8 protein-coding genes are annotated in these 13,263 nt (G+C 52.4%); 2 read left to right on the top strand and 6 right to left on the bottom strand.

The features are described from left to right. Positions 1–35: 35 nt before the first annotated feature. The 5 genes from ACOCF6_RS12005 to ACOCF6_RS11985 all read right to left on the bottom strand — a co-directional run bounded on the left by ACOCF6_RS12005 (position 36) and on the right by ACOCF6_RS11985 (position 8,497). On the bottom strand, positions 36–3,023 hold the full coding sequence (locus ACOCF6_RS12005; RefSeq protein ID WP_482460612.1) for a CxxxxCH/CxxCH domain c-type cytochrome: 2,988 nt from the start codon (positions 3,021–3,023) through the stop codon (positions 36–38). 125 nt (positions 3,024–3,148) lie between these two features. Further along, positions 3,149–4,675, bottom strand: a complete 1,527-nt coding sequence (locus tag ACOCF6_RS12000; protein WP_482460611.1) for an InlB B-repeat-containing protein — start codon at positions 4,673–4,675, stop codon at positions 3,149–3,151. 269 nt (positions 4,676–4,944) lie between these two features. Next, a complete protein-coding gene (locus tag ACOCF6_RS11995) occupies positions 4,945–6,690 on the bottom strand; it encodes a hypothetical protein (protein WP_482460610.1) in 1,746 nt (581 codons plus the stop codon). Positions 6,691–6,701: 11 nt separating this feature from the next. Next, positions 6,702–7,178 (bottom strand): cytochrome C, encoded by a 477-nt coding sequence (locus tag ACOCF6_RS11990; protein ID WP_482460609.1) that lies wholly within the window; start codon positions 7,176–7,178, stop codon positions 6,702–6,704. Beyond that, positions 7,175–8,497, bottom strand: a complete 1,323-nt coding sequence (locus ACOCF6_RS11985; RefSeq protein ID WP_482460608.1) for a hypothetical protein — start codon at positions 8,495–8,497, stop codon at positions 7,175–7,177. Before ACOCF6_RS11985 ends, ACOCF6_RS11990 begins: the two co-directional genes overlap by 4 nt. A gap of 119 nt (positions 8,498–8,616) precedes the next feature. Between ACOCF6_RS11985 and ACOCF6_RS11980 the strand changes: the two genes are divergently transcribed. Next, positions 8,617–10,422, top strand: a complete 1,806-nt coding sequence (locus ACOCF6_RS11980) for an ABC transporter ATP-binding protein (RefSeq protein WP_482460607.1) — start codon at positions 8,617–8,619, stop codon at positions 10,420–10,422. Positions 10,423–10,445: 23 nt separating this feature from the next. Here the strand turns inward: ACOCF6_RS11980 and ACOCF6_RS11975 are convergent, their stop codons facing one another. Then, positions 10,446–11,720 carry a BamA/TamA family outer membrane protein gene (locus tag ACOCF6_RS11975; RefSeq protein ID WP_482460606.1) on the bottom strand — a complete coding sequence of 425 codons (1,275 nt, stop codon included), beginning with the start codon at positions 11,718–11,720 and terminating at the stop codon, positions 10,446–10,448. Positions 11,721–11,829: 109 nt separating this feature from the next. Between ACOCF6_RS11975 and ACOCF6_RS11970 the strand changes: the two genes are divergently transcribed. Beyond that, complete coding sequence (locus ACOCF6_RS11970) at positions 11,830–13,260, top strand: sensor histidine kinase (protein ID WP_482460605.1); 1,431 nt, start codon at positions 11,830–11,832, stop codon at positions 13,258–13,260. Positions 13,261–13,263: the final 3 nt, after the last annotated feature.

The following is a 13,263-nucleotide window of genomic DNA, read 5'->3' as shown; positions in this document are numbered from 1 at the left end:
GCTCCACGTGGTGTAGAGCGTGAGTATTTATTTTATTACCACTTCGGTGTTTTCTGGAAATGGCAAGCAACGTTTGAGCAATTTCCAGGCACGTGCAGGTTACCATCCAGATTATTGGAAGTATATTTTGGTGTCCTGTTTTCTGAGAATCTGACTCTTGATCCGATGCTCACCTTTACGTTGCTAGGCTGAATCGCAGCACCCATATTGTGGTCTGCTTCTTTATGGCACGGCGTGCAGTTAGCGAAACCGCCAGCAGTTGTTACATCGGGTTTCACATGGCCGGCAACCGTATGTGCACCGCCACCGCCAGTGTAATTCTCCATCTTGGCTGACGCCCAGCTACCAGCAGAAGGCACAAACCGTTTATTTGCAGGCGGGTAGCCGTGGCATGCGTCGCAAGTACCGGAACCACCATTCACTTTACCGTCTAAATGTTTTTCACCAGCTGCACCAGTCTGGAAAATATTAGCATAACTGGTGCCCGCTGGGTTGATTGTCGGGTGACACGAGCAACCTGTGAGCGGGAATCCTGTCGGTACAGCAACTCCATACCCACCTGCTTGGGTATGTGAAACCGGAGGGAAACCGTGACAAGTACCGCAGGCTGCCGTAGTAAGAGTTGCAGGTAAATAGGTCGTGCTGTTCCATGCCGGGTTTTTGTTTGAGCCACCTGATAGCGTTGCACCATGGCAATAGTTTGAGCAAGTTCCGTTTGCATAAGTTGGGGTCGTTTTTGCAACACCGCTTATTATACTTCCATCTGCCAAAGCACCCCAGTTGAAATCAAGTGTGCCGTTCATATGGCCAGCTTGATTGACAGCAGCAACTGTGCCATGGCAGTCGTTACAGGTCATAGGTGAAGAAATTTTATCCGTACCAGTGAGGTGCGAATTGTGAGCACCAACTTTCGCATCAGCATTTGAAGTTACCTTCGGTGTTGCGGTTGAGTAGAAAGCATTATCTGTTGCTACTGAAAGTTGACTACTATGGCATTTTGCACAGGTTTCCGTTGCGGAGTACAGAGTACTGCCCCACTGAATGTTAGTTGCCTGACCATGACATACGATGTTGTTACAAGTACCATATACTGCACTCGGAGCAACTTTATTGGTTTCACCAATATTCGCATAAACACCACCATCAGGTTTGTACTGTGCAGATGCGCTTATTCTGGAAAGATCCAACTGTACGCTGCCCTGCATATGAGATGTGTTGTTAGATACATCAGTGGTTGTAGGGTGACACAGATTACAAGTCATCTGTTGAGTAGAACCGGCATGTGAAATGTGCGAACCCATGGTAAGGAAGTCACCGGACGTTTCGTGACAGGTACCGCAGGCAACCTGTGAGGCATTACCAGTCCACGATGGATTTGGGTTGCTACCGGGTGTGAGTGTAGCACCATGGCAGTAAACCGCCGAACATGTACTTGCTCCCGCACCAACTGGGCCGGTAAAGGTGTAACCATTGAGGAGAGCCCTGTTATTGTTGTAGGAACCGGAAACGCTGGTGCCCTTAAAGCCCGGGACGTTTGCTGGATTGGCAGCGAAGCCCATATCAATGGTTGTTGTAGGCATAGCCCTATTTAAGTAACCATTATGACAGGTTGAACATTCCATATTATGCAGTGTTGCATGTTTTGCATGAGCACCTGCACCAACTGCAGTGTTTGTGTAGGTTGTGCCCAAAGCACCGGTTGCCGGTGTAGCCAAACCATTGGGGCCACCCAGAGCATTTATTGTCGGAGGATTGCCATGGCATCCGTCACATGATGGGGAAAATGCCCCTTTTAGAGCTCCATGCGAATGACAGCTGTTACAATCATTGGCATTATTACTGTTATGACCAGGATATGCGAGGCCGATTGGCACAGCATGACAACCCTGACATACACCAGTATTATTAGCGTTTTTGTACTCTCTCTGGCTGCCTGTGTAGCGGAAATAAATCTTGCTGGCGCCAGCAGGAACCGTCGGGTTTCTTTGAATCAAGTAAACGTTAGGTTTAGAAGTTGGGTCTGTAGGGTCATAATCGACATGGGCACCATGACAATCGGTACACTGAATGTTCTGACCCTTGGCATTATGGTTCATTTTTCCGGCGTGACAGTTGGTACAGATATTAAGATTATCCGGTTGACCGCTGGCAACTGCAGCACTACGTCGATCAGTACGCAGAATGAAACCGTCACCAGTACTCAGGTTGGCATAGTTGTATCTGCCTTTGGCACTGGACGCGCCGTCAAAGGTAGAACTGCGTGAATCAGTATAATGCACGCCATGGCATGTAGAACAAACTATGTTGCCCGTTGAGGTTAGTTTTGCATTCAAATCAGACGTCGGGTTGGCCGGATTGGCATTCTGGGGTGTTGTATTGAAAGAAGCAGGTGCTGCAACTTTTGCACTATTATAATTTACATTAACAGGATGTGTTCCAGAAAGATGCGACTGCTGATTTCTGGAACGGTGACAGTCCATGCACATCTGATCCTGATCGTTGGCCATACGCAGTGCGTTACCGTTTGGATTAGGATTAATGTGAACACTGTGGCAACGAACACAGGCAAGCTGATTACCGGTTCTACCCCGCAGATTTGGTGCACCTGTCGCAGTACCCTGCAAAAGTGTCCCAGACGTCATCGCGGCCTGAATTGGTGGCTGCGCGCCGGCAGCCGGATTCGTATCGGAACCATCCCAACGATGCGAGGTTTGCATTTTAGAGGTTCCCTGCCCACCGAACACCTGTGATGCGTCCGTCGAAGCGAGAGGCTTTGCTCCTGCAAGGGCATCACCAGGACGATGACAGTTTTGGCACACATTGTTGTATATCGCAGGCGATGTAGCCACAAAACCTGGTACATTGGATAATTTCCCAGGCCCCTGGGGAGTAGTAGCATGGCAAGTTATACACTGAACACCGGAACCATAGTGCGGCGCAGCAGGAGTTGCAGCGCCTGCAATCAGTGGAATAGTGACGACAAAAAGTGCCAAAGCCCAGATAACAACGGATGATTTCTTCATATCAGCTCCTTAAAACAGTGGGAACAGTAAATCTTTATTTTGTAGGTTAGTTTAAACTTTTTTATCGAAAAAGTAAGGGGTCTTGTCACAGGACTGTTCATCCTGCGACAAGACCATTAGTGTACTTATTTCACCCTCACATTATTCATGATAACTTTTCCGGCCTGGACATTGATCCTGCCGGATATGGTCGTATTAACACCACTAGCTGGCTCACTAAATAGTGTATCGTAGCCGCCTTTAAGAGTAACAGTTTTTGTTGGATCATTAGCCGTAAATCCACCAGTCGTATTGGCTGACTGAGGTCCTCCCATAATATAGATCGTCGACCCTGTAGTTGCTGCATTATAAGCGGCCTGCAGGTTGTCGAAGTAGGAACCGTTTACTCTGAACGGCTTGATCTGCGATACTGCAAATGTCGCAGTTACGATCTGGTCAGCAGTCATTGTGAAAGCACATGTATTCACAGTTGAACCGGTACAGGGACCAGTTGTCCAACTGCCAAACGTTGAATTCACGGCTGCAGTTGCTGTCAGACTTACTAATGTATTGGCTGCAATCACCGACGAGCAAGTCGTGTTCGGACCGCAGCTTGTTTCAACCGTACCACCGTTGATAGTACCATCACCAGCTGTAATCAGGGTCAGGTTGAAACCCTGTCCGTCGCTGATATTGTAAGCAGCAAGTGTACCGGCGCCATTGGCAACCAAAATACGCTTTGAAGTACCAAACTGATCAATCAGGACATCCGAAGGAACATACAGCTTGCCATTAACAAAACCATACCCGCCGACGTCTGCTATCCTGTCGTAGGGAGCAACACCATCCAGAACCTGAATATTAGCCTGATAGGTTTCAGCTACATAGATTCGCTTCACTCCGATAATCGCAGGAGGAGTAGCTGTATTGTAATCGTATTCAAACGACACGCCCTGGGGATAGGTAAACTCTGGAGCCGATGGATAGATGGGCGGAACATAATCGTATTCGTTAATATTTCTTGATCCCACGGTCTCAATTAAAGTCATTGTCGCAGGGTTATAAAACTGAATAGCGCCTGCCAATGAGTTCGCAATCGCCAGACGATTATTGAATTTATCATAGGCAATTCCGGTAGGACGAGCACTAACAGCGCCTGGAACAGCAATTGCTGCAACAGGTGTCTGCTGAATATATGTTGAATTAAACTTATACAGTTTATTATCTAGACTGTCTGTCACATAAATATTATTGCTGCTGTCTACAGTGATACCATTCGCATATTTAAATGCGCCGAAACGGGAAAGCTCGACACCGGTAGATGGATTTATAACTGCTACATAGTTACCTTGAGTAACAAGCAGCCTAGCATTCGGCGTACCATCCTGTGCTATGGCGACCCCGCCACCGCTTTTTGACGTGACAATCTTTTGCACTAATATGCCGGCACTGTTGTACTTAAGAATGCCGCCAGCATGATGATCTGTCGCATAGATGTTGCCGGATACATCGGTAGCAAGCCTCACCGGAGTGCTTATTTCCGTAGTAATTGCAGGCTGGGTGGTAACTACCGGTGCCGTCGCACTCATAGCGATATCGGTTGTTGGATACAACCCCATTTGCAGGGATACAGCCAGGCCAATGGTGAGTATTATCTTGCTACGATTGTTCATAAAGATGTGCCTCCAGACTAAAAGCAGGTTGCCAATATGTTTGCTAAATCCACTAGTTAATTAAGCTTTCAAGTTCTCGACCCATCCGGATCTGAACGTTTCACGATATTGCCATGAATCAAGTCGGTTCTGCTATCTATTTTTTATTGATGCAAATTTATTGCCATATTTACCATTCAATCACAATTCGTTGTTTACATATTTATTTAATACGAATGCCCCACCGGTACATGGCGGGGCATTCTATGCAATTCAACCAACTTGCTATATTACTGGAACCATGACATTGGAGTTGCGTGACAACTGGTAACACAACTCGATTTCTGACCAACTGTGCCGGTATACGTATACGAACTAATTCGATTTTGTGGATTACTGGGATTGCCCACAGTACCGGCAGCAACTCCCGGAGCAAACGTTTTTGCTTTACCACTCAAAATATTCGTGAAATGCATAGTTGCGAGCTTGGCTGTATCGTGACATTGAGTGCATTGTAGCGATGCTGCTTCACCATTTGAATGAATAACGTGCAGATTCAATCCCGCAAAGTTACCAGCAACGGCTGCAGGAATATCGCCATTATAGACGTCAATATACTGTAAGGCGGCGCTTGCCGGGCTTGCATCCACCAGATGATGGCAATTCAAACACCCTAGAGCCGTCGTGCTTGTCCACGCAACCGCCTGGCCGCCATGACAACTAACCGCTGAACAGGTTGGCGATGTGTAGCCTACGCCGGTATCGGAGAATTTAGCTGCAAAAGACAATTGTGCAGTAGTTCTGGTGGCATGGTCAGTACGACCCGATCCATAAACACCATGGCAATCAGCACAAACGAGACCAGTAGTTATCATGGCGAAGTGGGTCGAATGCTTCCCATTTCGGTTCGGTGCTGCTGAACCGTTCGGTCCGCTTGGTGTATTCGCGTGACATGATGCGCATCCCGTGGGGTTGGCAACAGGACTGGCGGTGAAGTGGCAATAGGTTGTACCGCCAATTTGCGCTGTCTGCGTCATGCAGGAAGGGGCAACTGAATTGGGCAGATTTGCCGTCCCCGTAAGTGCGTGGCAGGGATTGCAATATGCGCCAGCGGTTCCGAGCGATGCGGTGGCATGATTGGTCGTGTTATTTCCGCCCTGACCAGTTGTAGTGCCACGCCCCGGCAACCAGCCGTAAGGATGCGCCAGCCCAGCCTGGGTGTGACAATTCTGGCAGCCATTCGGACTCAGGTTTGTTGTGCCCCTGACTCGGGAGAAATTGGGTACAGTGCTGCCAGCCGGGTAATCGGCATGACAGGGGATGCATCTCCCCAGATTGGCGTGAGCCGCAAGCCCGTGATCGTTCTTGGAAATATAAGGATTCGCATGGCCCGCCTCGAAGTGGCAGAGCGCAGTTGCGCCAAAGCAGGTCGGGGTCGGGTTGCCGGCCTTTAGTGGAACCGGTGTGGAGAGTTTTTGCCCACCAAGGTGGCATTCGCCACAGGCAGGTGCGTTGGCCTGGTCGGTCGCTGAATGCGGCAGAGCACCGCCCAGCCAGTTAGCGGCATGCGGCGCATTGTTGGCGGCGTTTGCCAACTGGTGACAACCGATACAACTCACGCCGGATCCGGCAATACCTTTATAGTTGCTGCCGTGGCATTTTTTGCAGAAAGCGATTCCGTTGGTACCGGTCGGGGCGTTTGTCACCTTTTGCCCGTGAACGGTCGGGACGTCAAATCCAACCCCGTGGGGAAACTTACCGGCATGACAGGTCATTCCGTCGCGGGTGTTTGTGGAACAGCTGACCTTCACGATGCCGCCGGACAGATCTTCCGGTTTGCCGTGACAGCCTTCACAACCGGACGGGCTAGCAAAATAGGCATCAACATGTGAACCACCGGTTGAAGCAACAGCGGTTCCGGTCGGGTGCTTTCCGGTACTCGGGTCGATCGTTATCGGGGCACTGGAATTGCCCTTGCCGCAGCCCCACAGTGTCACGGAAAGGAGTAGAACTATGCCGAATCTCAGTATCTTCATATCTAATTCTCCTATCGGTGGCAGCTAATGCAGCGTTCGTTATTGGCACGGCCGTGACAGCGGTAACAGCTGGCCGGATCAAGTTTGCCTTCGATCTTGTGCATGGTCGCGAAATTGCCGCGATGCGGCGTGGTCAGGTCGGGACGATTGCCGTTTTTCAAGGAGGGCTTCATCTCTACCTGGTTGGTATGGCAGTCATTGCAGAATGAGCTTTTATGGCAGGTGGAACAGAGCCGCTCATCAGAGGAAGCGTAGAAACGATGATTCTTGACAAAGGTGTATGAGTGGCTGAAAGCGTTATAGGCCTTCAACGTACCTTTCTGCTGGTCTTCGTGGCACTCAGCACAGCTGACCTGCTGACCGGCTACCAGGGCCTCGGGGTGCGAAGCGGGCAGGCCCGGTATGGTCTTCATCTGGGCACAGGCCGCAAGTATAACCATCAACCCGGCCAGAGCCAGGACTGGTAACATTACCTGGAAAAATCTCATTTCATCCCTCCTTTGCTGTCAAAGGTCATATTGTAGGTCAAACGGGCAAGACCTTTTACTTCTTCAGTGAATTCCGGGTTTCGGCCATAGCTGAAATCACCGGAAACCGCCAGTGCAGGTGTCACATGGTATCCCACAGAAGCCATAGCCTCCCAGGCGCTCTTTTCGTTATAGACCTTGTCCTTGAAGATATAGTCAATCACGTCAATTGCGGCAAAGTAGGTTTTGGTGTCATGCATTACATACGCCCGCAACTCGTGGTAAGAGGCGCTGGGGGTATTGCCGATGGCAAACTCGCTGCCGGCGCGCAGGTAGTGATAACCGAGGCCGCTGCGGACGGAATTGTTCAGGAACGAGAATTTGGCATCGGCACCGTAACGGTCGGCGTTTCCGATACCGCGGGTGTAGTGTTTATAGTCCGCAGCCAGTTCGAATGCCTTTGAGAATTCGTAGGAAGCACTGCCGCCGATGGAGCGGGATTTTTCGGAGGGATCGAGACCGGCACCGGAAAACATGGTCCAGTTGTAGAGGAAATTTCTCTCGCGATGTTCATTGAATTCACCCGACAGAATCAGGTGCTTCGTGGGCTTGATGTTCAGCAGGTAGGTATGTTCGGCCACACCCTCGGTTTCCATGTTGTAGCTGGTGTGCCCCATGAGCTCGACCATCTGGAACGGACTGAACCATACATCGCCACCAACTAGTCGACGGTTAGGAAGCCCGCCGTTATAATAATTTTGCAAGGAAGGTGCGTTGGTTTCATAGACACCCGAGGCGCCCAGCTCCAGCATCCCTTTGTAGCGATAGTTGAGGCGTCCGCCGTAAATGGCTTCGCCTTTGCCATCACTTTTTTCGTTCAACAGCTTTTTGGTATGCACATTGGCACCACCAAAGGCCGACAGACCGAAACCGAACGGCAGCTCGGAACGGACGCTCACACCATCCACATGCTCATTGACGATGCCCTCATGCACAAAGAAACGACCCACGCGCACATCTGACGCTTTGTTGAAGCGGTATTGCAGATAGCCATAGGTCAGGCTGCCGTTGTAGCGGTCATCGTTGTAGCTCTTGTCCTGTATATCGGCGCGACCCCAGCCATAGACATGCAGGGAGAGATTCCCGTCGGCCAGCTTGTCGACATCCAGCCCAAGGAACTGAGTGGCCGGAAAGATATCCTTTTTGGGCGCAGCCTGATCGGCACGCTGTTCGAAACGGATTATGCTGGTTGCATCAACGGAAACTTCCGCTGACAATGCGGCCCCCGGAAGGGCCAGAAGAAAACAGGCGGGGATCAAACGTGTAAATGAGAATTTCATGAAGGCGCTCCTGTTGTGTTGGTGAGAAAGCCTTTGTAAGATTTACCGTAATGATATAAACAATACAGACGAATAATGCAATAAAATGTTTACACTACACGTTAACATGGCGCGGATTTGTGCAGATAACGGCACGTTTTGCCGGCTGGGCACGCCAGGTCGTTTCCTTAAAAGAACAGGGGTATCCGGTCATTAAAGAACTTGCCCTCCTCTATCCTTATCTTTATGCGCTCCGCTGGCGCTATGCCGCTGGCGGCTGTTTTCTGCTTGCAACCAACGGTTTTGCGCTCCTGATCCCGTGGTATATGAAGCTGGCCGTAGAAGGCATGCAATACCCCGCCTCGGCCCGTTTTTCTCCGTCGGCCTGCGCCTTGATCATCACCCTGCTGGCCCTGACACATTGCGTTACCCGCATCTTTTCCCGCACACTCATGCTTAATGCGGCCCGCACCATCGAATTCCGCATACGGGAAAACCTCTTCCAACGTCTGATGCTGCTCGACCTGCACTATTTTTCCACCAGCCGGACCGGCGACATCCTCTCCCGCTTTTCCAACGATCTGACCAATGTCCGCATGCTGAGCGGCTTTGGCGCCATGAGTGCCGTTAATACACTGATCATCTATACCGCAACCGTTACGCTGATGCTGCGTATACACCCCTGGCTGACGGTCTGTGCCATTGCCCCCTTTCCGGTCATGGTGTTTGTCGTCAAAAAGGTCAGTCACCGACTGTTTCAGCGTTCACTGGCAGCACAGGAGGAACTGGCACGCCTGTCGAGCCTGGCCGAGGAGTCGGTTTCCGCGGTACGACTGATCAAGTCCTATTGCCGGGAAGAACTGTTCCAGGAACAATTCGGGGAGATTGCCGGCCGCTACCTGCATCACAACCTTCGCCTGGCACGCCTGCGCGGCCTGATCATTCCGGTTATGGCAACCGCAACCGGCACCGGAACACTCGTCGTTTTATTTATGGGAGGACGGCTGGTAATCGCCGACAGCATCAGTCTGGGTGATTTTGTGGCGTTTAGCGGCTACCTGGCCATGCTGGTCTGGCCCACAGCAGTCATGGGCTGGATACTGACACTGGCCCAACGCGGGGCGGCGTCCATGTCACGACTGGCAACCATTCTGACGGCAGAGCCGGGCGTGGCCGACGCAGCTGATGCCGCACCACTGGAAGGGATCCGGGAAGGGCTTGAATTTCGCAGTCTTTCCTTCAATTATGGCAACGTGCCGATCCTCGCCGATGTATCCTTCAGGATTGCGCCCGGCGAAAAGGTCGGCATAACCGGCACGGTCGGCAGCGGCAAATCGACCCTGCTCCGGCTCCTGCCGCGACTACTGCCGGTCCCGGACGGCATGCTGTTCATTGACGGGCGGGACATCAACAGCATCACCCTGGCCAGCTTGCGGCGACTGGTGGGCTACGTCCCGCAAGAGGCCTTTCTCTTTTCCCGCAGCATCCGCGACAACATCGCCTATGGCCTGTCGGATCACGACGAGAACCGTATTGCCGAGGCTGCTCGCCAAGCCGGTTTTTCCGAGGATATCGCCCAATTTCGCGAAGGCCTGGATACACTGGTAGGAGAAAAAGGGGTTACGCTGTCGGGTGGCCAGAAACAGCGGCTGGCCATTGCACGGGCACTGGTCACGAATCCGCGTGTCCTGCTGCTCGACGACCCGCTTTCGGCGGTAGACGCCGGTCGCGAGGAAGAGATCCTGGAGGAATTGAAGCGCTTTTATCTGGATAAAACCGTACTGATCGTGTCCCAACGCATATCCGCATTCCGCGATTGTGACAGGGTTATTGTGCTGGAAAACGGCGCCATTGCCGAAGAGGGGCAGCCCTCAGAGCTGCTGGAACGGGGCGGGCTCTATGCGGCGATGGATCGCATGCAGCGCATGCAGCAGGAGCTTGGATGAATTTGCGGGGGTGAGTTGAGAGGTTAGAACGGATATCCCAGGCCGACAAATACCGCCGGGCCATCATGTCCGAACCCGACATCGACACGGCCGACTATATTTGGCCTGACGACCGCCCGCACACCAAAACCGGGGTTGAACTCGAACTGCTTGCCGCTTGACCGATCAAGCCGCGACATGACCGCCCCGAAGTCGATAAAGGGGGCCAGCTCCCAATCGGCCTTGACATTGAAAATTTCCCAGCGGAAGAGACGTATGCGCTCTTCCAGATTCAGCAGGAAATAGCTGTTGTCGATGAAGCGGTTGCGGCCATAGCCACGCAGCGTGTTTTCGCCGCCCAGGATGCTCTGTTCCAGAAAGGGAACCCGTTCTCCGAGGGTCTGGTTGTACACCAGGCGGAAGACACTGATGTAGCGGGCGTTATCCAGCGGGATATAGCCCTTGACCTCGCCCTCGTAATGACGGTAGTCGGCGGCCCCGCCTAGGGCTGCGGAACTGTTTTCCAGGGTGACCTTGGCAAATCCGCCATAGGTCGGCGAAATGAAGGAATCAAGCGTACTGTAGATCAGCGAGATCCGCTGGGCATGGGCCACAAAACCGTCTATTCCCGGTACTCGATGCGCCTTGAACTGATCTTTGATGTAAGGGATGCTTGTGACAGCACCCGGCTCAATTGAAACATCACGGTAGCGCTCGCCTACAACCAGCTGGATGTGCCGCCCGATATCATAGCCGGCGGAAAGATTGAAGCCGACCTCCGTATCGGTGTAATTGGACTCGCGCTGCCGGGGGGTCTTGGCGTCAAAACCGAAGAAACGGGCGGAACCGTCACTGAAGGCAAAAGCAAACAGGTTCAGTTCCAGCTTTTTGTTCAGATAGGTTTTATCGCGGAGCTTAAGCTCATAGTCTTCGTTGATGATCGTCGACTTGGAAAGGTTTATCTCCCAGGAGCGGTCGGGCGACGGATAAAAGGCCGCATACAGTGTCGATGAAACCCCGAAATTCTTATTGTGGTTAACCTGCGGCGCCAGCAGCGTACAGATGTTGTCATCTTTGTCATGCAGCAGAAAAGCCCCCAGTGCACCGGCGGTGATGCCTTCATTGGGGCTGGAGGCGATTACCGGCAGGGGGATGCTGACCACCTTGACCTCATTGGCAAAGGTGGCGTTTGTCAGCGGATACGGGAGGCTCTCGCGGGAAATATAACTTGTACAACCGGCCAGCAGCAGGGTCAGCCCCAGTACAAGACAATGAAAATATGCGGTACGATATGATAGCATGGCAGGAGTATGTAGCATTGCGCTGCCGAAGATGTCAACTGCCCAGCGCGTCCCCGTGCATCGTTAGCACTTGTCTCCATCGTCACCCTGCGCTATAATTCAGCCATCCTGCCGTGCAAAGGCCGCCATGAAGCTCAATTCCAAACTCATCATCATCATGCTCTCCCTGCTGGTCCTGGCCATGATGACCCTCTTTACCCTCAATCAGTATGCCCAGAACGACCTGGTACGCGAGATTCAGGAAAGCTCCCAGGAGATCTCCAAGGCGGTCCAGATGAGCATCGAGGACCTCACCTCGGAGGTCGAAACCTCCCGTTTGAACGAATACCTCAGCAAAGCGCGCGAAAAGGGCATCAACGAAATCAATATCATTAACAGCGAAGGCGAAATCGTTGACTCCTCGGACCCGGAGAAGATAGGGAAAAAGCGCGAGATAAAAAAACTGGAAAAAGGGGTCCACGCCGCCTCTGCTTCCAGCAGGGGCGCAAGCATCCTTTCCCAGAAGCCCTATGAAGTCGTTGTCCCGGTCATTGTCGGCGATGAGCATCTGGGCTACGTCCAGATCAACATGCTGCTGGACAACATCCGCGACATCCAGCACGCCAACTTCATCCGCCGTCTGTTTGCCACCTGCATGGTGTTTGCCGTCGGCATCGCCCTGACAATCTTCCTGGCCCGGCGCTATACCGACCCGATCCACCGACTGGTAGGCGATTTCAAGCGGGTCTCGGCCGGCGACCTGTCGGTGACCATCCCGGTGGACAGCAATGACGAGATCGGCGAACTGGCCGAGGGCTTTAACAACATGGTTGAGAAGCTGCGTGAGCGCGAAGCCCTGGAAAAGAGACTCTACGAGGCCGAACACCTGTCGCGGGTCGGCCAGCTGGCTTCAGGCATCGCCCATGAAATCCGTAACCCGCTCAATTATATCAGCCTGGCCATCGACCACCTCAAGACCGAGATGCTGCCAACCTGTGGTGACAAGTGTGCGGAATTGACCGAATTGACCGATAAGATCAAGGAAGAGGTGCGCCGGGCCAACTATATGGTGCTCAACTTCATGAACTACGGTCGGCCGCTCAAACTACGCCGGGTACTGGTTCCCTACACTGAAATACTGGACAAGGTGCTGCCGCTGATGATTGACCGCCTGGTCGAGCAGCAGATACAGGTTGTTCAGGAGATCAATGAGGACCTGCCCCCCCTGTGGGTCGATCAGGAGCTGCTGCGCAACTGTATTCTCAATTTCATTAACAATGCCGCCCAGGCCATGGACGATGGCGGGCAGATACGGCTGGGCGCCACGCTGGATAACGGCGGCAATCGGGTGCGGCTGACATTTGGCGACCAGGGTAAAGGTATACAGCCGGAAGACATCCCCAAGATCTTCCAGCCTTATTTTACAACCAAGGACGTCGGCATCGGGCTGGGCCTGGCCATCACCGAACGGATCATCAAGGAGCACGGCGGCGAGATCATTGTGGAAAGCAGCCCTGGGCAGGGCACCACATTTACAGTGGTGCTGCCGCTTCAGCAAGAACAACAGGAGACAACCTAGTGG

The sequence above is a fragment of the Geobacter psychrophilus genome, from assembly GCF_056821595.1.
Note: the sequence above shows the minus strand (reverse complement) of the source record. Positions and strands in the feature narration are given on the sequence as shown.